The following is a 23830-nucleotide window of genomic DNA, read 5'->3' on the forward strand; positions in this document are numbered from 1 at the left end:
TTAGGGTGCGGGGAAAATCACAGCGCCGCAAACTTATCCAGCGTCCGCACCAGCTGCGTCACAAACCCATACTCGTTGTCATACCAGGCAACGGCTTTCACCAGCTGCAGGTCTCCCGCTTCTGACACCTCCGTCTGCGTGGCGTCAAACACCGAACCATAGTGCGAGCCAATCACATCTGACGACACGATCTCGTCATCGGTATACCCGAACGATTTATTACCCTGGGTCGCCTTTTTCAACGCGGCGTTGATCTCCTCGACCGTCACCTTTTTACCCAGAATCGCTACCAGCTCGGTTACCGATCCGGTTTTCACCGGCACGCGCTGGGCGTGACCCTTTAGTTTGCCGCTGAGCGCGGGGATCACCAGGCCGATGGCTTTCGCCGCACCGGTGGTATGCGGAATAATATTTTCTGCCGCCGCCCGCGAGGCGCGCAGATCTTTCCCGCGCGGGCCATCCACCAGCGCCTGGGTGCCGGTATAGGCATGAATGGTGGTCATGGTGCCCACTTTAATTTCAAACGCGTCGTTCAGGGCTTTTGCCAGCGGGGCGAGGCAGTTGGTGGTGCAGGACGCGACGGAAATAATAGTATCACTGGCGTCAATGGTATCTTCATTCACGCTATAGACGATGGTCTTCATCTCACCCGCGGGCGCCGAAATCAGCACTTTCTTCGCACCGGCGTCCAGGTGCGCCCGCGATTTTTCTTCTGAGGTATAAAAGCCGGTGCACTCCACGACGATATCCACGCCCGCGGCTTTCCACGGAATGTGCTTTGCCTCTTTTTCGGCGTACACCGCGATGGTTTTACCGTCGACAATCAGCGCATCCTCGGTGAAGTCCACGCTCCAGGGGAAGCCACCGTAGTTGGAATCATGCCTGAGCAGGTAGGCCAGGACTTTCGGGGAGGTGAGGTCGTTGATGGCGACGACGGTATTACTGTCCTGGGTTTCAAGAAGGCGGCGCAGCACAAGGCGTCCAATGCGTCCAAATCCGTTAATGCCAATTTTACTCATGGTGTTCTCCTGTGAACGTGTCGATACGACAGTTTGAACTCATCCAGGCTTAGACCATCACGGGCAGGGCAGCAATTGAAGATGCTTCATGCGAGGGGAAGTATTTGAAAAACCATACAGAAAAGTTAATGAATTTTTAAGGAAAGGAGATTATGTTGGCGCGGTGACTGTTTTTTTTCAGGAAATCCCATGCGCACTAAATATACAAGCCTGCAAATCACGATTCACTGGCTGGTGTTTTTGTTAATCGTCGTCGCCTACTGCGCGATGGAATTCAGGGGCTTTTTCCCGCGTTCCGACCGACCGCTTATTAACATGATCCACGTCTCCTGCGGCATCTCGGTTCTGGTGCTGATGGTGGCGAGATTGCTGATCCGCCTGAAGTTTCCCGCACCGCCCATTCAACCTAAACCCAAAGCGATGATAACCGGCATGTCCCACCTTGGGCATCTGATCGTCTATCTGCTGTTTATTGCGCTTCCGCTGATTGGCATCGTGATGATGTATAACCGTGGAAACGACTGGTTCGCCTTTGGTCTGGCGATGCCTCAAGCGGCGGAAGGGAATTTTGACCTGGTGGATGTGCTGAAGGAGTGGCACGTTACGCTGGCAAACCTGGGCTATTTCGTGATTGGTCTGCACGCCTTTGCGGCGCTGATGCACCACTATTTCTGGAAAGATAATACTCTTTTGCGCATGATGCCGAATAAGCGTCAGTAGTCTTTAACTCGTGCCGGGCGGCGCAGCGCCACCCGGCTTGTTTTTTAACCCAGAAGAGCACGCTCTTCATCAGTTAACGCCAGCGTCTGTGTTGACCCCGTCTCTGACGATTTCACCGCCGCTTCCAGAACAGCCATGACCGCTAACGCCTCGACAGGATGAACGGGATTGGCGATCTTCCCGAGTATCGCATCCCGCACGTTGATGTAGTACTGCCGCTGATCGCCCTTTGGCGTGGCAATCGTTTGGGGTTCACCATCAGCTCCGAAGAACACCATGCTGTCGTCGTCTTCGCCCCAGGCGTCGCTGCCGGGGATTACGCCAGCCAGCAGCTGCGCTTCCTGCTGATCGATTCTGGCTTTCACCACGCTGCCTTTGTCCCCGTGAACGGTAAAGCGCGCCGTACCGCCAGCCACCAGCATGCTGGCGTGCAGAACCACCTTATGATCCGGGTAATTGAGGACCACGTGCGCCCAGTCGTTAACCTCTGCGCCGTCGCGCAGCGTGGCGATATTTCCCTGAACAGACTCTGGCAGGCCAAACAGCTGAAGCGTCTGGTCGATCAGGTGAGGGCCCAGGTCAAACCACAGACCGCTGCCGGGGACGTTCTGCTCGCGCCAGCGCACGCGCACTTCCGGGCGGAAGCGGTCAATATGCGACTCCAGATGCTTAACCTTGCCAACCGTGCCTTGCTCAATAATCTGCTTAATGCCGAGGAAATCGCTGTCCCAGCGGCGGTTGTGGAAAACGGAGAGCAGAAGCTGCTTTTCATCCGCCAGGGCAATCAGGTCCCGGGCTTCCTGCATGTCCAGGGTGAAAGGCTTATCCACGACCACGTGTTTTCCCGAGTTCAGGGCCAGCGTCGCCAGCGGCGCGTGGGTGGCGTTAGGGGAGGCAATGACCACCAGGTCGACATCAGGATGTTGAATGGCTTCTTCGGGCGTGGCTACCACCAGCACATCCGGAAGATCGCGCTTCACTTTCTCTTCATCACGGGAAGAGACCACCGCCAGCTTGAGCCCGTCCACGGACTGGATCAGCGGGGCATGGAAGGTTTTACCGACAAAACCATACCCGATCAGCGCAATGTTGATTGTTTGAACTTTACTCATGACCTTCTCCACGTTATTGCGCGCACACCGTGACCCGTAATGCGCCAGGGTCCCCAAGCTCAGGCCAGGGACGATCTAAAAAGAGTTGATGAATATCGGTTAGCCCGGAGACCAGATACGGCTCGCAGCGGTTAACTTTCAGGTGATCGGCAACAATCCAGTGCGCATGGCTTGCGGCGAGCATCGCGCGTTTCACCTCGGCATCCGCTTCTTTACCGGCACTCAAACCGAGTTCGGCATGAAGGGCGCACGCACCGAGAATGGCGATATCGGCCCGATAGCGTGACAGCAGGGACAACGTGGCGCTGCCGGCAAACAGGCGCTGCTTCGGGTCCCATTTTCCACCGAGCAGAATAAGCTCAATGTCTTCCCGGTCGCTAAAATGCTGGGCGATATCCAGCGAGGTAGTGATCACGGTGTGAGGCCCCTGCAGAAAAGTGGCGACGGCCATCACCGTACTGCCGGCATCCAGAAACAGGGTGGAACCCGGCGGAACCGCCTGCGCAACCTGTTTCCCCAGGCGCTGCTTGGTTTCCGGCAGCAGGGTATTGCGGCCCTGACGATTCATGGCCGAAAGATTCAGAGCAATAGCCCCGCCGTGATTCTTCTGGGCAAGCCCCTGATTTTCCAGATCGGTCAGATCCCGACGAACCGTGTCCGCCGAAACCTGCAGCTTTTCTGCCAGCTCGGTGATGCTGGCCTGACCTTGTTCACTGAGAATATCAAGGACATAGCGTTGACGTGCGGTTTTGTGCATGGGCAGCAATCCTGCAAAATGTCGCAATAAATTGCATAATACAGCATTTTGACGCAGAAGGAAGGAGTATCGTAAACCAGGTTGATGTTTAATTATTGGAATTATATTAAGCGGATATCATTAAGCCGTTCTGAATGTTAACCACAGTGTTAATGTTATGTTTTAATCAACGATTTGGGTTATGTAACCAATGCATTGTCATTAACTGGTGGAATGTGCTGATATGTAATTAAAATAAAGCATTTAATGTCTGATTTATGTTTTTTATTGGAATTATTTTTCAACAAATCGATGGCTCTTACTTAAGTTGACACTTCTTTGAAAATCTTTGTGTCTGACCCGCTCAGAAATTAACGCAAAAATGTGCGCAGAGGAGATTAAGAATTTTCCTTAAATTACAGTGTGTTTTGATGTTTCATCTGAAAGGCTACTTTCGGAGTTTTGTCCAGAAACCCCATGTTTTTTCTTATATGTAACACCGCATTAACATTGTGGGTGTAGTGGCCTATACCACATTTTGTTATGCTGCAAATCAACTTATGAAATAAGTAATTTCTTAAATTTAATAAGACAAAGGCGGATCTCATCTCCATCGGAAATGGGTATGGGGAGCTTTACCTGAAATTTAGCGAGGAAGTTAAATAAGATATTTGTCTAATTATCTGTACCTCTTTTTGGGTAATTGCTTGAGTATCACTCAGAGTCAGGGAGATAAAATGACGATATTACGCAAGCCTGTTTCACGCCAATTTATAGCTACGCTGGCGTTAATTTCACTAGCACTAAATACGGCTTATGCCAATAGTGGCGCAGTGGGTATTGCCCCGATGGCAACGACGACCTTAAAGGAAAGTATTCTTTTCGCTATCGATCGCGATCCGTCAATTAGCCAGCAGGCCGCGCAGTTAGGTATTGGTCAGGCGCAAATAGACGAGGCGCGCAGCGGCTGGATGCCGCAAATAGCGTTGAACGGAAGTACGGGGCATAGCCAGACCACCGATTCCAGCGGTTCGCTGAAGAATTCTGCGGCCTGGGGGGTGAGCCTGACCCAGCTGATATACGATTTTGGCAAGACCAACAACAGCATCAGCCAGTCTTCCGCCCAGCGCGATAGCTACCGCTACCAGCTGATGAGCACGCTTTCTGACGTGGCGGAAAAAACGGCGCTCGGCTACGTGGAGGTCAAACGTTATTCCGACCTGCTACAGGCGGCAAAAGAGAATGTTCAGGCACTGAAAAACGTGGAGCAGCTGGCAAAACTGCGCGCCGATGCGGGCGTGAGTTCCACCTCCGATGAACTCCAGACCCGCACGCGTATTGCCGGCATGCAGGCGACGGTGGCGCAGTATAACGCCGCATTGAACAGCGCCCGCGCAAGGCTCGCGGTATTAACCGGAATGCAGGCAGATCATTATTCGCCGGTACCCGCAAACCTCGCCGTTGAGCCGGATTCGCTCAACCGCATTGATTATTCGTTAATACCGGCGGTAATGGCCGCGCAGAATATGGAACGTTCGGCCCAGTATGGCGTTGAAACGGCGAAGTCCCAGCACTGGCCAACCCTGAGCCTGAAGGGGGGACGCACGCGTTACGAGTCGGACAACCGCTCATACTGGGACGACCAGATCCAGCTCAATATTGACGCACCGCTTTATCAGGGCGGCGCGGTATCCGCACTCGTGCGTCAGGCTGAGGGTGCACGGGCGATGGCGTCCTCTCAGGTCGATCAGGCGCGTTTCGACGTGCTGCAAAAGGCCTCCGTCGCGCAAGCTGACTGGACCGGCGCACGGGGAAGAATGGAGGCCGGGAAGCGGCAGCTGGAAAATGCGCTGCGGGCCCGCGAGGTTTATAAAAATGAATACACCCTGAGCAAGCGGAGCATTAATGATTTGCTCAGCGTTGAGCAGGATGTCTGGCAGGCCACGTCGGCGAAAATAATTGCCGAGTATGATGGCTGGAGTTCGGCAATTAATTATGCTTCCGCGGTTGATAATTTAATGCCGCTTATTGGAATAGAGAAAAACGCTGCCGCAAAATTACCCGATTTGAGTTAACAAAAGCCACGCATAGCTGCACGAAATAAGTCTGAAAATAATGGGTGTTTTTTCCCAGGGATAGCTACATCCGTCTGGTGGATATATCCACAGGGATCCGTACACCTGCAAGGAGAGGAATATGAGTAACGTAAAGGTTGTTGATGTCATCATTCGCAAAACGGCGGAGAAAACGAAATTAACCGGCGAAGGAAATCTGTCGGTCTCTATTTCATCGCCGAGCGTGATTGAAATTCAGGGCTCTGCTCAGGACGTGATACGTTATGTCCGCCAGGGTAAAGACCTTCTCATTTATATGAAGGACGGCAGCGTTATTCGCTGCAATAACTATTTTGTTGAAGATCCTGAAACCCAACATCAGTCAGAGCTGGTGTTCAACGACGGGCAGGAACTGACTCATCTCTCTTTTGCCGATGCCGGGGAAGCGTCAGGCGTTGCCGCTACTGAATTAACCGCGCAGGCCACACCCATTAGCAGCATTGAACCCTTCCTGGAGCAGGGAAGCGCCCTGAGCGATGCCCCGTGGGGCTGGATTGCAGGGGCGGCATTAGGCGGCGGTGCTATCGGCGCACTGCTGGCCCACGGCGGTGACGGCGAAACCAAAACGAAAGTCATTGATAACACCAAAGAAGTGGAAAGCGCCACGCCGACCTTCCTGCTGTCGGACAAGGTGGGCGACAAGCAGGGAGTGCTGAGCGCAAACGCCCTCACGGACGATAACGCGCCGACCTTCAGCGGTACCGGTCAGCCGGGCGCGACCATCCAGATTAAAGACGGCAGCGGCAGCACCATCGCCAGCGCGATGGTCGGTAAAGACGGCACCTGGACGGTAAAACTCCCGACCCAGGCCGACGGAGAGCACACCTGGTCGGTGGTGCAGATCGACGGCAGTAAAACCACGTCAGCGGGCAACATCACCGTGACCGTTTCTACGTCCGAGGCCACGCTTTCGCTGGCGACAACGGCGGGTGACAACGTGATTAACGCCAGCGAACAGTCCGCAGGCTTTACGCTGTCCGGCAGCAGCCAGCATCTGGCGCAGGGAACCGACGTTTCCGTAACGCTGAACGGCAAAACCTACACCGCTCAGGTGGGAGCAGACGGCGCGTGGAGCGTTAACGTGCCTGCGGCAGACGCGCAGGCGCTCAGCGACGGTACCTGGACCGTTAGCGTCAGCGGCAAAGACGCGGCGGGTAACACCGTGAGCGGAAGCCAGACGATTGGCGTGGATACCGCTGCGCCAACGCTCTCCGTCGATACGCTCGCGCAGGACAACATCATTAATGCCGCTGAGCACAACCAGCCGCTGACGCTGAGTGGTAAAACCAACGCGGAAGCCGGGCAGATTGTGACGGTGACGCTGAACGGCAAAAATTATAACGCCACGGTGGGCAGCGACGGTACCTGGTCCGTCACGCTGGCGGCCAGCGAGGTGCAGGCCCTTAATGAGGGTCACCACACCCTGACGGTGAACGTCAGCGACAAAGCAGGCAACGGCTCGTCCGTGACCGCGGATTTCACGGTAGATACCAACGCGCCGGTCGTCACCATCAACACCGTCGCGGGCGACGATATCCTCAACACCAGCGAGCAGGGCCAGGCGCAGATTATTTCCGGGCAGGCGAGCGGCGCGGCGGCAGGCGATGTCGTCACCGTGACCGTTGGCGGCCAGACCTTCACCGGCGTCGTACAGGCAGACGGCAGCTGGAGCGTGGGCGTTCCTGCCTCCGTCGTCGGCGCGCTGGGTGAGGGCAACCACACCATTGCCGTCTCCGTCACCGACGCAGCGGGGAACACCGGTAGCGCCACGCACGGCATTTCGCTGAGCGGCAACCCGCCGGAATTTACGATTGACGCCATCAGCCAGGACAACGTGCTGAATGCCCGGGAGGCGATGCAGCCGCTGAGCCTGAGCGGCACCAGCAACCTGCCGGACGGCAGCGCCGTTACCGTGACGCTGAACAACGTCAACTATCAGGCGACCGTCGAAAACGGTATCTGGGCGGTTCAGGTGCCGGTATCCGACGTCCTGAATCTGGCGAACACCCTCTATAGCGTCAGCGTCAGCGGCACCGACAGCGTGGGTAACAGCGGCTCCGCAGAGGCGAATCTGCTGGTCGATACCGTGCTGCCGAAGGTGATCATTAACACCTTTGCGGGGGATAACCTGGTTAATAACGCCGAAGCGGGAGTGGACCAAACCCTCAGTGGCCGCGTTACCGGCGCGGCGGCGGGCGATATGGTGTCTGTTACCGTTGGCGGTAAGAGTTACAGCGCCACGGTGGGCAGCGATCTGACCTGGAAGGTCACAATCCCTTCAGCGGATCTTCAGGCGTTCGGCGACGGGGATTTGACCTTTACCGCCTCCGTGACCAACGGGCACGGTAATACGGGCACCGGCGAGCGCGATATCAATATCAACGCGGAACTGCCGGGTCTGCGCGTAAACACCATTTCCGGCGATGACGTGATCAACGCCATCGAGCAACAGCAGGACCTGACCGTCACCGGCGCCAGCACCCATCTGGCCGCAGGTACGCCGATTGTCGTCACCATCAACAACGTCGAATATCAGGCCGTGGTGACCGCCAGCGGCGGCTGGAGCATTGGCGTTCCTGCTGCGGATCTGCAGGCCTGGACGGCCGGAGGTATGACGGTCAGCGTCAGCGCAGAAGATGCCTGGGGCAACACCGTTGCGGCTGAACACCCGATTGAACTCGATCTCAACGCCTTGGCGGTCACCATTGATACCGTCTCCGGTGATGACCTGCTGAACGCGGCAGAAAAAGGGAGCGATTTAACCCTTTCCGGCCAGACGCAGGGCGTGGAAGCGGGGCAAACCGTGGTGGTGAAATTTGCCGACCAGACTTTTACCGCGCAGGTGCAGCAGGATGGCTCATGGAGCCTGACCGTCCCGGCGAACGCCATGGAAACGCTGATTGACGGGCGGGCGCAGGTAAGCGTTAGCGTGACTAACGTCAGCGGCAACAGCGCGGACGCCTCACGCGTGGTGACCGTCGATACGCAACCGCCGGCCATTACGCTCGATAATCTGACCGACGACAACATCATCAATGCGGCAGAAGCGCAGCAGGATCTGGTGCTCAGCGGCAGCACAACCGCTGAAGCGGGCCAGACGGTCACCGTGACGCTGAACGGCAAAAACTATCAAACTACCGTGCAAGCTGACGGCACCTGGACGCTGAACGTGCCTGCCGCCGACGTTGGCGCGCTGGCAGACGGCACTGTCACCGTGACGGCCTCCGTCAGCGACGTGGCAGGTAACAGCAGCAGTGCGGACCGCGTTGGTCTGGTGGATGCCACCGTGCCGCAGGTGACCATTAATGACTTTGTCACCGACACCAACACCGTTAACCAGCAGGCCCATTCTCAGGCGCAGATCCTGAGCGGCTCCGTCACCGGCGCGGCGGCGGGCGATTTGGTCACCATCACTATTAACAACGTGGACTACACCACCGCGGTGGACGCGGCGGGCAACTGGAGCCTCGGCCTGCCTGCATCCGTCGTTCAGGGGCTGACGGACGGCACCTGGACCATTAACGTCTCCGTGACCGATCGCTCCGGCAACACCGGCAGCAGTTCTCTGGATGTGGTGGTGAATACCGTGACGCCTGTTATCGGTATTAACACCCTGGCCGTAGATGACGTGATCAATGCGGCAGAGAAGGGCGAAGATCTGCTGCTTTCCGGTACCAGCAACCAGCCGGAAGGGACCACCATCACCGTAAACCTGAACGGTATCAACTACACCACCACCACTAACGCCAGCGGCAGCTGGAGCGTCACCGTGCCCGCCTCTGCGGTGAGCGCGCTGGGCGAAGCCAATTACACCGTGACGGCGAGCATTACCGATAATGTGGGCAACAGCGCCTCAACCTCGCACGATGTGCTGGTGGACAGCGCGTTGCCGGTAGTCACTATCAACACTTTCGCGACCGACAATATCGTCAACGCGGCGGAAGTCACCGCAGGGCAAACCCTGACCGGGAAGGTCTCTAACGCGGCATCGGGCGATACCGTCACGATTATCCTCGGCGGTCAAACATACACCGCTACCGTGCAGGACGATCTCTCATGGAGTCTGCCGTTAACCGAGAGCCAGTTAACCGCGCTCGGCAACGGCGAACTGACCGTATCGGCCAGCGTCACCAACGCGCACGGCAACACCGGTTCGTCTTCGCTGGACTTCACCATCGACGCCCAACTGCCGGGCCTGCGTATTGATACCGTGGCGGGTGATGATGTCATTAACGTCATCGAGCACGCTCAGAACCTGATTGTTTCCGGTTCAAGCACCGATCTGGCAGCGGGCAGCACCGTCACGGTGACCATTAACGGTAAGATCTATTCCGCAACCGTACTGGCGGACGGTACCTGGCAGGCGGCGGTTCCGGCAGCGGACGTGTCCCAGTGGGCGGACGGTTCGCTGGATATCAAGGCAAGCGCGCAGGATCCTTCCGGCAACCCGGTGACTATCGGCACCATCGTGGACGTCGATCTCGCGCCGGTCGCCGTCAGCATCAACAGCGTGACCGCGGACAACGTGCTCAACGCGGCAGAAAAAGGTCAGGATCTGGTGCTTTCCGGCTCCTCCGCGAACGTAGAAGCGGGCCAGACCGTCACCATCACCTTTGCGGGTAAAACCTACACCACGACGGTGAACGCCAACGGCGACTGGACGTACACCGTACCGGCAGCCGATTTGAGCGGCCTGAAGGACGGCGACGCCAGCGTGCAGGTCAGCGTGAGCAACGTGAACGGTAACGCGGCGTCGTCTGCGCAGGAGTTCAGCGTCGATACCGCCGCGCCAACGGTGACCATCAATACCATCAGCGGCGACAACATGCTGAACGCGGCTGAGGCAGCGCAGGATCTGACCCTGAGCGGAACGTCCACTGCCGAAGCAGGCCAGACGGTCACCGTAACCTTCAACGGCAACCAGTACACCGCGCAGGTGCAGGCCGACGGTAGCTGGACGCTGGACGTGCCGTCAGCCGATCTGGCGGGCATCACCGACGGTAACGCCACGGTCACGGCTTCCGTATCCGACAAAGCGGGCAACCCGGCCAGCGCGGACGCCTCCGTGCTCGTGGATACCACCGTGCCGCAGATTAGTTTTAACATCGTTGCGGGCGACGACATCGTGAATATTGCCGAGCACGGCCAGGCGCTGATCGTCTCCGGCAAGGTCACGGGCGCGCAGGCGGGTGACGTCATTACCGTCACCCTGAACGGCAAAGACTACACCGCGATGCTGGACGCGTCCGGAAGCTGGAGCGTGGGCGTTCCGGCGGCAGACGTGGGCGCGCTGGCTAACGGCGAGCAGACGATTTCCGCGACCCTCACCGACAAAGCGGGTAACAGCACTACCGCCACGCATGAATTTGACGTCTCCCTGGCTGCGCCGGAGATTGCCATCAATACCCTGGCGCTTGACGACGTGATTAACGCGGTCGAGAAAGGCCAGGATCTGCTGATTTCGGGCACCAGCAACCAGCCGGAAGGTACAGCCATTACGGTGATCCTGAACGGCATCAGCTACGCCGCGACCACCAACGCCAGCGGCGGCTGGAGCGTGACCGTTCCGGCGGCGAACGTCACTGCGCTGGGCGAAGCGAGCTATACCGTCACGGCAAGCGTGACCGATAGCGCAGGCAACGGCGCGAACGCCAGCCATAGCGTGCTGGTCGACAGCGCGTTGCCGCAGGTCACCATTAACGCAATCGCCATCGATGACGTGATTAACGCGGCGGAAGTCGCTTCCGGACAAACCCTGAGCGGGAAGGTGAGCGGCGCGGCGAGCGGTGACACTGTCACCCTTTCAATCGGCGGCAATACGTATACCGCGACGGTTCAGGACGATCTGAGCTGGTCGGTCAACGTGCCTTCCGCGGTCTTAACCGCTATCGGTAACGGCGATCTGACGGTGTCAGCCAGCGTCACTAACGGCCACGGCAACACCGGCTTCGGCGAGCGCGACATCACCATCGACGCCAATCTGCCGGGCCTGCGCGTCGATACCGTGGCGGGCGACGACGTGATTAACAGCATTGAGCATGCGCAGAACCTGATTATTACCGGCTCCAGCGACGGCCTGGCAGCGGGCGCGGCGCTGAGCGTGATCGTCAACGGCAAAACCTACGCGGCCACGGTGCTGGCAGACGGTACCTGGACGGCGGCCATTCCGGCGGCAGACGTCAGCGCGCTCAGCGCAGGCACGGTCACCGTGAAGGTCGAGGGAAATAGCGCGGCAGGCAACCCGGTCTCCATCAGCCACGACGTGAAGGTCGATCTGGCGACGGTTGCTATCAGCATTGACGCGATTGCTACCGACGACGTGATTAATGCGTCAGAAAAAGGCGCAGATTTGGTGCTTTCAGGTTCCACCAGCAACGTGGAAGAGAACCAGACGGTTTACATCACGTTCGGCGGCAAGTCCTACACGGCGAAAGTGGATGCCAGCGGCAACTGGACGGCGACCTTGCCGTCGGCAGATCTGGCTGGCCTGAAGGATGGCGACGCCAGCGTGCAGGTGAGCGTCACCAACGTGAACGGCAACAGCGCCTCGGCGGGACGCGAGTATGGCATAGACGCCACCGCGCCGACGGTCTCCATCGAAATCGTCAGCGACAACAACATCATCAATGCCGCCGAAGCGCAGCAGGATCTGGTCATCAACGGCGTCTCTAACGCCGAAGCGGGCCAGACCGTGACCGTCACGCTGAACGGCGTGGATTACACCACCATCGTGCAGGCAAACGGCAGCTGGAGCGTGACCGTGCCTTCTGCGGATCTGGGCGCGATTACCGACGGGAACTATACCGTCAGCGCCGCCGTGTCGGACAAAGCGGGCAACCCGGCCTCCGCGGCTCGCGATGTGCTGGTCGATACCACCGTGCCACAGCTGACCATCAACACCGTTTCCGATGACGACGTGATCAACAGCGCCGAGCACGGGCAGGCTCTGATCGTCACCGGCTCAGTGACCGGCGCGGCGGCGGGCGACGTGGTGACCGTCACCATCAATAACAAAGATTACACGGCGACGCTGGATGCGTCCGGCAACTGGAGCGTGGGCGTGCCTGCGGCGGACGTCGGTGCCCTGACCGCCGGGGATTACACCATCACCGCGGCGCTGACCGACAAAGCCGGAAACAGCAACAGCGCGACGCGCGAGGTGGAAGTCAACCTGAGCGCGCCGGTGCTGACCATCGACACCGTCTCCGGTGACGATGTGATCAACAGCAGCGAGAAAACGCAGGATCTGACCATCACCGGTACGGCTTCCGGACTGGCGGCGGGCGCGGTGGTGACCGTGATGCTCAACGGCAAAGCCTACAGCGCCACGGTTGAGGCCAACGGTAAATGGTCCACGACGGTTCCGGCGAGCGAAGTGGGTCAGTTGGGTGAAGCGCTTTACACCGTCACTGCCTCGGCAACGGACAGCGTCGGCAACGGCACCAGCACCTCGCACACCGTCAACGTGGAGTCCGTTCTGCCGGGGGTGATTATCAACACCGTCGCCGGTGACGACGTGATTAACGCGGCGGAGCTGGCTGCTGGCCAGACCATTAGCGGTAAGGTGGTGAATGCCGAGGCGGGCAACACCGTGACCGTAACGATTGGCGGCAACAGCTACACCGCAACGGTACAGAGCGATCTGACCTGGTCCGTCGATGTACCGGAATCGGTCCTGACGGCGCTGGGCAACGGCGATCTGACTGTAACCGCCAGCGTGACGAACGGCGTGGGCAACAGCGGCAGCGGCGAGCGTGAGATCGCGATAGACGCCAGCCTGCCGGGCCTGCGCGTGGACACCGTGGCGGGCGACGACGTGATCAACAGCATCGAACACGGACAGAACCTGATTATTACCGGTTCCAGCAATGGTCTGAGCGCAGGCACGGCGCTGACCGTTACCGTCAACGGCAAAACCTATCCCGCGACGGTACTGGCGGATGGTACATGGAGCGCGGCTCTCCCTTCTGCGGACGTAAGTGCCCTGGCAGCGGGCACGGTCACCGTGACCGTTGAGGGCCAGAGCAGCGCGGGCAATCCGGTTTCCATCAGCCACGATGTGACGGTGGATCTGGCGAACGTCGCTATCAGCATCGACGCCATTGCCACCGACGACGTGATTAACGCGGCGGAGAAAGGGGCGGATCTGGTGCTCTCCGGCACCACCTCAAACGTGGAGGAAAATCAAACCGTCACCATCACCTTCGGCGGCAAGAACTACACCGCCACGGTGGACGCGGCGGGTAAGTGGACCGCCACGGTGCCGGCTGCGGATCTGGCGGGCCTGAAGGACGGTGACGCCAGCGTGCAGGTAAGCGTCACCAACGTCAACGGCAACAGCGCCTCGGCGGGCCGCGAGTACAGCGTGGATGCCACCGCGCCATCCGTCACCATTAATACTATTGCGACTGACGACATCCTGAACGCCACGGAAGCGCAGTCTGACCTGACGGTTTCCGGCACCAGCACCGCCGAAGCGGGCCAGACCGTGACCGTGTCGCTGAACGGCAAGGACTACACCACAACCGTCAGCGCGGACGGCAGCTGGACGCTGAACGTTCCGGCAGCGGATCTGGCGTCGCTCAGCGACGGCAGCGTCACCGTGACCGCGAGCGTAAGCGACAAGGCGGGCAACCCGGCATCCGTAAACCATAACCTGACGGTGGACGTGACCGTACCTGCGGTCACCATCAACGCCGTGGCGGGCGACGACGTGATTAACGTCGCCGAGCACGGTCAGGCGCAGATTATCAGCGGCACCGCCACCGGCGCAGCAGCGGGCGATAAGGTCACCGTCACGATTGGCGGCCAGACGTACACTACCGTGCTGGACGCGGCGGGGAACTGGAGCGTGGGCGTTCCGGCCAGCGTGATTTCCGGTCTCAGCGACGGCACCGTGACCGTCACTGCATCTGTTACCGACGCGGCGGGCAACACCGGCAGCGGCAACCATAACGTCACCGTGGACACCGGGCTGCCGTCCGTGGGCTTTAACGCCATCAGCGGCGATAACGTTCTGAATGCGGTGGAAAAAGGTCAGGATCTGAGCGTCAGCGGCACCAGCGCCAACCTGGCGGAAGGCACCGTGGTAACCGTGACCCTGAACGGTAAAAACTACACCGCAACGACGGCGGCGGACGGCACCTGGAGCCTGACGGTTCCGGCTGCGGATCTGGCCGGTCTCGGTCAGGCCAGTTACACCCTCAATGCGACCGCCACCAACGGGGTGGGCAACAGCGTGAGCAGCGCTGCGAACCTGCTGGTCGACACCGCGCTGCCGACCGTCACCATCAACACCGTGGCGGGCGATAACGTTATCAACGCGGCGGAAGTGGCGGCAGGCCAGACCCTGAGCGGTACCGTGGCGAATGCCGAAGCGGGCAACACCGTAACCGTGACCATTGGCGGCAACAGCTATACCGCAACGGTGCAGAACGATCTGAGCTGGTCCGTGAACGTGCCGTCTGATGTGCTGACCGCACTCGGCAACGGCAGTCTGAGCGTGACGGCAACCGTCACCAACGGCCACGGCAACACCGGCAGCGGCGAGCGTGAGATCGCGATAGACGCTAACCTGCCGGGCCTGCGCGTGAACACCGTGGCGGGCGACGACGTGGTCAACAGCATTGAGCATGCGCAGAACCTGATCGTTTCCGGCTCCAGCGACGGGCTGGCGGCAGGCGCGGCGCTGACCGTTACCGTGAACGGCAAAGACTATGCGGCGACGGTGCTGGCGGACGGCACCTGGAGCGCGGCGGTTCCGTCTGCGGACGTGAGCGCGTGGCCGGAAGGCACAGTAAAAATCAGCGTCACCGGCGACAGCGCGGCGGGTAACCCGATTACCATCAGTCACGACGTGACCGTCGATCTGGCTACCGTTGCCATCAGCATCAACGCCATTGCCACCGACGACGTGATCAACGCGGCGGAGAAAGGGGCGGATCTGGTGCTGTCCGGCGCGACCACCAACGTGGAAGCCGGGCAGACCGTCACCCTGAGCCTGAACGGTAAAATCTACACCACTACCGTAGAAGCAGACGGCAACTGGACCTATACCGTGCCGGCTGCGGATCTGGCGGGCCTCAAGGACGGCGACGCCAGCGTGCAGGTGAGCGTCACCAACGTGAACGGTAACAGCGCCTCGGCGGGCCGCGAGTACAGCGTGGATGCCACTGCGCCATCCGTCACCATTAATACGATGGCGACTGACGACATCCTGAACGCCACGGAAGCGCAGTCTGACCTGACGGTTTCCGGCACCAGCACCGCCGAAGCGGGCCAGACCGTGACCGTGTCGCTGAACGGCAAGGACTACACCACAACCGTCGGCGCGGACGGCAGCTGGACGCTGGACGTTCCGGCGGCGGATCTGGCGTCGCTCAGCGACGGCAGCGTCACCGTTACCGCATCGGTCAGTGACAAGGCGGGCAACCCGGCATCCGTAAACCATAACCTGACGGTGGACGTGACCGTCCCTGCAGTCACCATCAACGCCGTGGCGGGCGACGACGTGATTAACGTCGCCGAGCACGGTCAGGCGCAGATTATCAGCGGCACCGCCACCGGCGCGGCAGCGGGCGATAAGGTCACCGTGACCATCGGCGGCCAGACTTACACCACCGTGCTGGACGCAGCAGGTAACTGGAGCGTGGGCGTCCCGGCCAGCGTGATTTCCGGCCTCAGCGACGGCACCGTGACCGTCATTGCGTCTGTTACCGACGCGGCGGGCAACACCGGCAGCGGCAGCCATAACGTCACCGTGGACACCGGGCTGCCGTCCGTGGGCTTTAACGCCATCAGCGGCGATAACGTCCTGAACGCGGTGGAAAAAGGTCAGGAACTAAGCGTCAGCGGCACCAGCGCCAACCTCGCGGAAGGCACCCTCGTGACCGTGACCCTCAACGGAAAAAGCTACACTGCAACGACCGCCGCAGACGGCACCTGGAGCCTGACGGTTCCGACGGCGGATCTGGCGGGTCTGGGCGAAGCGAATTACACCCTGAGCGCAGCCGCGACCAACGGCGTGGGCAATAGCGTCAGCAATACGGCGAACCTGCTGGTCGACACCGCGCTGCCGACCGTCACCATCAACACCGTGGCGGGTGATAACGTCATCAACGCGGCAGAAGTGGCGGCAGGCCAGACCATCACCGGTAAGGTGGCGAACGCGGAAGCCGGTAACACGGTGACGGTGAACATCGGCGGCAACAGCTACACCGCGACGGTGCAGAGCGATCTGACCTGGTCCGTGAGCGTGTCGGAGTCCGTCCTGACGGCGCTGGGCAACGGCGATTTGACTGTGTCGGCGACCGTCACCAACGGCCACGGTAATACCGGCGCGGGCGAGCGCGAAATCGTTATAGACGCCAGCCTGCCGGGACTGCGTATTAATACCGTGGCGGGCGATGATGTGATCAACAGCATCGAGCACGGACAGAACCTGATCGTCACCGGTTCCAGCGACGGGCTGGCGGCGGGCACCACGCTCACCGTGACCGTTAACGGCAAAACCTATGCGGCCTCCGTGCTGGCGAACGGTACCTGGAGCGCGGCGATCCCGGCCGCAGACGTGGGTGCCCTGGCAGCAGGCGCGGTGACCGTCACCGTGGCAGGCCAGAGCAGCGCGGGCAACCCGGTCTCCATCAGTCACGACGTCACCGTCGATCTGGCGGCCGTGGCGATCAGCATCGATGCGATCGCCACCGACGACGTGATTAACGCGGCGGAGAAAGGCGCGGATCTGGTGCTATCGGGCAGCACCTCGAACGTGGAGGAAAACCAGACCGTCACAATCGCCTTCGGCGGCAAAACCTACACCGCGAAAGTGGATGCCGACGGCAACTGGACGGCCACCGTGCCTTCCGCGGATCTCGCGGGCCTGAAGGACGGCGACGCCAGCGTGCAGGTGAGCGTCACCAACGTGCACGGCAACAGCGCGACGGCAGGCCGCGAGTACAGCGTGGATGCGACCGCGCCGACCGTGACGATTGATACGGTGGCAGGTGATAACGTGATTAACGGCAGCGAAGCGGCTGCGGGCGTGGCCATCTCCGGCACCACCACGGCGGAAGCCGGGCAGACGGTCACCGTGACGCTGGGCGGCAAGGGCTATACCGCTCAGGTGCAGCAGGGCGGTATCTGGAGCGTCAACGTACCGGGCACTGACCTCTCCGCACTGGCCGATAACGGTTACACCGTGCAGGTCAGCGTGAGCGACGCCGCGGGTAACCCGGGCAGCGCGGGCAAAGCGATTACGCTTGATACCACGCCGCCGTCCGTCAGCTTTAAGGCTGTGGCGGGCGATGACGTCATCAACAGCGTGGAGCACGGGCAGGCGCAAATCGTGAGCGGCACGGCAACCGGCGCGAGCGTCGGCGATAAGCTGGTCATCACCATCGGTTCAAACCAGTACACCACCACCGTTGACGCCAGCGGCAACTGGAGCGTGGGCGTTCCGGCCAGCGTGATTTCTGCCCTGACCGACGGCACCGTGACCATTAGCGCGACCATTACCGACAGCGCGGGCAACAGCAGCACCCAGACTCACGATGTGGTGGTGAATACGGCTTCCGTGGCGCTGACGGTGAACACCCTCAGCGGTGACGACGTCATCAACGCGACAGAAGCGGGTAGTTCGCTGGTGATTAACGGCTCCAGCGCCCAGTTCGCCAGCGGGACGCAGGTCACCGTGACGCTGAACGGCAAGACCTATACGGCCACCATCCAGAACGACGGCAGCTGGACGACCACCGTTCCGGCCGCAGACGTGGGTGCCCTGGCCGATGGCGCGAGCTATCAGGTATCCGTGTCGGCGCAGGATAGCGCGGGCAATAGCGCCTCGGCGACGCACGGCATCAGCGTGGATACCACCGCGCCTGTCGTGAGCATTGCGACGCTGTCGGGTGACGACATGCTGAACGCGCTGGAAGCGCAGCAGCCGCTGACGGTACACGGGTCGACCAGCGCGGAGGCGGGCCAGACCGTCACCGTGACGCTGGGCGGCAAAACCTACACTGCGCTTGTGGGCAGCGACGGCACCTGGACGCTCGATGTGCCGGCGGCAGATCTGGCTATTCTGAGCCAGGGGGCGCTGACGGTCACCGCGTCGGTCAACGACAAAGCCGGTAACGGCGGCCAGACTACGCACACCTTAACGGTGGATACCGCTGCGCCGACCCTGACCATCAGTACCGTGGCGGATGACGATATCGTCAACAACGCGGAGCAGCTGGCGGGTCAGACCATCCGCGGCACCACCACGGCAGAACAGGGCCAGACGGTGACCGTTTCCTTCAGCGGGCACAGCTATCAGGCGACCGTCGGGGCGGACGGAACGTGGTCGGTCTTCGTGCCGGGGCGTGATTTCCTCGGCCTGAGCGACGGGGATTACACCATTACCGCGTCGGTAAGCGACAGGGCGGGCAACCCGGGTAGCGCAACGCATGACGTGACGCTGAACGGCGATGTCCCAACCATCACCATTAACACCTTTGCGCAGGACGATATCGTCAACGCGGCCGAACACGGCACGCCGCTGGTCGTCAGCGGCACCACCGACGCGCCTGCGGGCCAGACGGTGACCATCACCCTGAACGGCAAAACCTACGCGGCGACCGTGCAGAATGACGGCACCTGGAGCTACACGGTGGGCAGCGCAGACGTCACCGCGCTGGCAGACGGCGGTTCGTACATGATTAAGGCGCAGGTCAGCAACGCCATCGGCAACAGCGGCAGCGATAACCACACCGTCACCGTCGATCTCACCGCGCCGTCGATGGGCATCAGCATTGATTCGCTGCAAAACGACACCGGCCTGAGCGCGACGGATTTCATCACCAACGATAAGCAGGTAGTGGTCAACGGCTCCCTGACCGCGCAGCTCGGCAATAACGAGAAGGCGCAGATCAGCCTCGACGGCGGCACCACCTGGATTGACCTGACGGTGACCGGCACCACGTGGCGCTACACCGATGGCCGCACCCTGACGGACGGTACGTATCAGTACCAGGTGCGGGTGATTGATAGCGCGGGTAACGTGGGGGCAACGGACAGCCAGGACGTGGTGATTGACCTGACGAAGCCTGCTGCAACGACCATTACCGTGGATTCCGTTACCCAGGATACCGGCCTGTCCGGCAGCGACTTTATCACCAGCGACAACCAGATCAGCCTGAAAGGGACGCTCGGCGCGGCGCTGGGCAGCGGCGACCACGCGCAGATCAGCCTCGACGGCGGCGTCACCTGGACCGACGTCAGCGTGAGCGGCCTGACCTGGACCTACGTGGACGGTCGTACGCTGGCCGACGGGGATTACAACTACCAGCTGCGCGTGATTGACGACGCGGGCAACATCAGCGCCACCGCCAGCCAGGTCGTGACGATTGATACGGTTGCGCCGGACGCCAGCAAAACGATCGCTATCGACAGCATCAGCGACGATACCGGCCTGAGCAGCAGCGACTTTATCACCAACGATACGTCCCTGACGCTGCACGGCTCGCTCGGCGCGACGCTGGCCGACGGCGAGTATGCCCAGATCAGCATCGACGGCGGCGTCACCTGGCAGAACGTAATCGTCACCGGCAACAGCTGGTACTACGTGGACGGACGTACGCTGGGTAACCAGACCTATGACTACTACGTGCGCGTGGTGGATGCGGCGGGCAACGTGGGCGCCAGCGCCCATCAGCAGGTGACCGTCGATACGGTCGCCCCGGATGCGGCGATTACGGTGACGGTGGATAACATCACCGTGGATACTGGCTTCGACAATAACGACTTCCTGACCAGTTCGACCTCGTACACCCTGCATGGCACGCTTGGCGCAGAGTTAGGGGCGGGTGAGTACGTGCAGGTGAGCATGGACGGCGGCAGCACCTGGGTGTATGCCACGGTAAGCGGTACCCAGTGGCGCTATAACGACACGCGCACCCTGGCCGACGGCGATTACAGCTATCAGGTGCGGGTAGTCGATCAGGCGGGCAACGTTGGTGCTACTACCACCCAGACCGTGACGGTAGATACCCAGGCGCCGCAGTACGGCATCACCATTGACAGCATCAGCGAAGATACCGGCCAGTCCGGGAGTGATTTCATCACTATGGACACCACCCTGACCATCAACGGCTCGCTGGGCAGCGCGCTGGCGAGCGACGAGAGGGTGCAGATCAGCCTTGACGGCGGAAACACCTGGGTTGACACCACGGTGACTAATCAGCGCTGGACCTACACCGATACCCGCGATCTGCCTGACGGGGATTACACCTACCAGGTGCGGATTATCGACCAGGCGGGCAACGTCGGCTCCACCGCCTCTCAGGTGGTCACGGTGGATACCACGCCGCCAGCTACGGTAGGCACGGTGGTCAGCTATACCGACGGTGAAGGCGAGCGTCAGGGCACCTTTGGCAGCACGGTGGCCACGGACGATAACGCACCGCTGATCAACGGTACGCTCAACCGCGCCCCTGAAGACGGCGAGATCGTCCAGCTATACCGCGACGGCGTTCTGCTCGGTCAGGTGACCATGAACGGCAGCGCAAGCTGGTCCTTCCAGGATAACGGCCTGAGCGATGGCAACCACACGTACATCGTGCGTGTGACCGACAAAGCCGGTAACTACACGGAATCCGACGGCTTCGTGCTGAACGTTGATACCAGTATCCCGACCACCACGGCGGCGATTACCGCCCAGACCACGTCAGATACCACCCCAATCGTCAGCGGTACCGTCTCCGCCGACCTGGTGAATGGCGAGTATCTGGTGGTGACGGTGAACGGGAAAACCTACACCTCCCAGACGGGGGGGGCCGTGGTAGTCGACCCGGATCACAATACCTGGTACCTGCAGATCCCGGACGGCGATGCCCTGAGCGTGGCGGGCTACAGCGTGACGGCGCAGGTGAAGAGCAGCGCGGGTAACGGCAATACCACCGGTACGGCGACCGGCAGCCTGGTGATTGATACCACCACGGTGAATACCGACTGGGCAACCACGGCGGGGAACAGCAACAACTCCACCATGACCCTCGGCATGAACAGCAGCGGTCTGTGGAATATCATTGCGAACACTCAGGCTTACTCCAGTAGCGATAGCTCGACCTATGCCGGCAATACGCTGACTAACACCCGCGGCTACTACGTGGTGAGCCAGACCGCCGCCGACTTTGACCGTAACGGCACGCAGGATATCTTCGCGACCGAGAATACCTACGCCGGGTCTACTCAGGTGATGTGGACCTACGATGGCAGCACCTATAACGCCAGCCAGCTGGCGATGGGGACCACCATCTGGTACGGCGGCGTGATTGCGTACGATAAAACCGGCGATGGCTATCTGGATCTGGCTTACGGCGATGCCGGTATGGACTCACTGACCTACCTGGTGAACAACAACGGCGTTCTGTCGCCGGACGGCACCGGCGGGGAGGGCGGTTTCTACGGTCAGTTCGATTCCGGGCGTGAAATCTCCGGCGTCGACCTGAACAACGACGGTACGGTGGATATTGTCCAGCACACCAACCGCAGCGGCGCGTACTCGTTAACCGTGATCAACAACAACGGCAACGGCACGCTCTCCATCGGCCAGAACCTGACCAACGTGTTTGTGGTAAACGCCGCGAATACCACCACGGCGGCGTCCATGACGTGGGCGGATTTCAACGGCGATGGCTACATGGATCTGTACCTGGGCAGCAGCTACAACAACAACGGCGGGGTGATCTACTACAACGACGGTACCGGGAAGCTCTCGACCACCAAGAGCGCGGTGGAAGCCTCTAACGCCACGGCGGGGTATCTCTCGGTGGCGGTGGACTGGAACGGGGACGGGCAGATGGACATCGTCAAGCTCAGCACCTACGGCGGTTCACAGACGGCAACCCTGTTCACCAACAACGGCTACGGTTCCAGCTGGACCGCCAGCCAGCTTAAAACTGGCCTGGCCTACGCCACCGGCGTGGCGGCAGTGGACTACAACTGGGACGGCGCGAAGGATCTGCTGGTGTCGCAGCAGAACGGCAAGGTGGTGCTGGTGCAAAACAGCGCCAAAATTGCTGACGGTACCGCGATGCACCTGCACATTGTCGACAGCGAGGGCATCAATGCCTATTACGGCAACACGGTCAATCTGTACAACGCCGCGGGCGTGTTGGTGGCGTCGCAGATCATCAACGCCCAGTCTGGTATTGGTTCGAACGATACCTCTGCGCTGGTGAGCTTCTACGGGCTGGATCCGAATGAAACCTATTCGGCCGAGATCCTGAAGATTACCAACGGCGTGTCGGATAACGTCACCTGGAGCGGTCTGGAGGCGGGCAACGGCAAAGAGGGCTACGTCCTGACGGCCGAAGCGGCCACCGGCGGCCACAGCGGGACCCTCACCGGGACTGGGTATAACGACACCTTTATCGCAGAGGATGGCACCTATACCTACAACGGCTCCGGCGGCTGGAATACCCATTCCGACTACGACACCTGGAGCAACACCGGCGGGATGGACGTGGTGGATTACCGCAATGCGACCTCCGGCGTAACCGTTGATTTGCGTCTCTCTACCGCGCAGGACACCGGGTTCGGTACGTCACGACTGCTCAACATTGAGGGCATCAACGGCTCGAACTTCGACGACGTCATTACCGGCAACAGCGGTGATAACCAGTTCGAAGGCCGAGGCGGGAACGACACCTTCAATATCGGCAGCGGCGGTCACGATACGTTGCTCTACAAGCTGATCAACGCGTCGGACGCGACGGGCGGTAACGGTCACGACGTGGTGAACGGCTTCACCGTCGGCACCTGGGAAGGGACCGCGGACACGGATCGTATTGACCTGCGCGATCTGCTCTCCGGCAGCGGCTATACCGGCACGGGCTCGGCGAGCTACGTGAACGGCGTGGCCACGCTGGACAGCAGCGCGGGCAACATCACCGATTACGTCCGTGTGGTGCAGAACGGCAGCAATACCGAAATCCAGGTGGATCTGGACGGTACCGGCGGCCAGTTCTCGCCAACCACCCTGGTGACGCTGAACGGCGTGCAGACGGACCTGGCGACGCTGCTGGCGAATCATCAGCTGTTAATTGCGTAAACCAACGCCGCGGGGAGCAATCCTCGCGGCCTTTTGGCGTT

Annotated in this window: 6 protein-coding genes; 3 read left to right on the forward strand and 3 right to left on the reverse strand. The window is 60.5% G+C overall.

All coding sequences use genetic code 11. The features are described from left to right. Window positions 1–17: 17 nt before the first annotated feature. On the reverse strand, window positions 18–1019 hold the full coding sequence (gene gap, locus ACMGGH_RS16000; RefSeq protein ID WP_333021351.1) for a type I glyceraldehyde-3-phosphate dehydrogenase: 1002 nt from the start codon (window positions 1017–1019) through the stop codon (window positions 18–20). A 189-nt stretch (window positions 1020–1208) separates the two neighbouring features. Here gap and cybB point away from each other — a divergent pair, with 189 nt between their 5' ends. After that, on the forward strand, window positions 1209–1739 hold the full coding sequence (gene cybB, locus ACMGGH_RS16005; RefSeq protein WP_232948217.1) for a cytochrome b561: 531 nt from the start codon (window positions 1209–1211) through the stop codon (window positions 1737–1739). Between the two features lie 44 nt (window positions 1740–1783). Here cybB and ACMGGH_RS16010 read toward each other — a convergent pair whose 3' ends face one another. Then, complete coding sequence (locus ACMGGH_RS16010; RefSeq protein WP_232948218.1) at window positions 1784–2851, reverse strand: oxidoreductase; 1068 nt, start codon at window positions 2849–2851, stop codon at window positions 1784–1786. Window positions 2852–2864: 13 nt separating this feature from the next. Then, window positions 2865–3608 (reverse strand): DeoR/GlpR family DNA-binding transcription regulator, encoded by a 744-nt coding sequence (locus ACMGGH_RS16015; RefSeq protein WP_028013082.1) that lies wholly within the window; start codon window positions 3606–3608, stop codon window positions 2865–2867. Between the two features lie 716 nt (window positions 3609–4324). Between ACMGGH_RS16015 and ACMGGH_RS16020 the strand changes: the two genes are divergently transcribed. Together ACMGGH_RS16020 and ACMGGH_RS16025 are read left to right on the forward strand one after the other, a co-directional pair. Beyond that, complete coding sequence (locus tag ACMGGH_RS16020) at window positions 4325–5662, forward strand: TolC family outer membrane protein (RefSeq protein WP_232948219.1); 1338 nt, start codon at window positions 4325–4327, stop codon at window positions 5660–5662. 121 nt (window positions 5663–5783) lie between these two features. Next, window positions 5784–23789 carry an Ig-like domain-containing protein gene (locus tag ACMGGH_RS16025; protein WP_232948220.1) on the forward strand — a complete coding sequence of 6002 codons (18006 nt, stop codon included), beginning with the start codon at window positions 5784–5786 and terminating at the stop codon, window positions 23787–23789. Window positions 23790–23830: the final 41 nt, after the last annotated feature.

Origin of the sequence: Enterobacter sp. BNK-16 (assembly GCF_048684955.1) — a bacterium.
Lineage (GTDB): Bacteria > Pseudomonadota > Gammaproteobacteria > Enterobacterales > Enterobacteriaceae > Enterobacter > Enterobacter bugandensis.

What these genes read in the sequence shown, in the direction of transcription:
- gap (WP_333021351.1), bottom strand. Translation starts at nt 1,019, where the DNA reads ATGAGTAAAATTGGCATTAACGGATTTGGACGCATTGGACGCCTTGTG.
- cybB (WP_232948217.1), top strand. Translation starts at nt 1,209, where the DNA reads ATGCGCACTAAATATACAAGCCTGCAAATCACGATTCACTGGCTGGTG.
- ACMGGH_RS16010 (WP_232948218.1), bottom strand. Translation starts at nt 2,851, where the DNA reads ATGAGTAAAGTTCAAACAATCAACATTGCGCTGATCGGGTATGGTTTT.
- ACMGGH_RS16015 (WP_028013082.1), bottom strand. Translation starts at nt 3,608, where the DNA reads ATGCACAAAACCGCACGTCAACGCTATGTCCTTGATATTCTCAGTGAA.
- ACMGGH_RS16020 (WP_232948219.1), top strand. Translation starts at nt 4,325, where the DNA reads ATGACGATATTACGCAAGCCTGTTTCACGCCAATTTATAGCTACGCTG.
- ACMGGH_RS16025 (WP_232948220.1), top strand. Translation starts at nt 5,784, where the DNA reads ATGAGTAACGTAAAGGTTGTTGATGTCATCATTCGCAAAACGGCGGAG.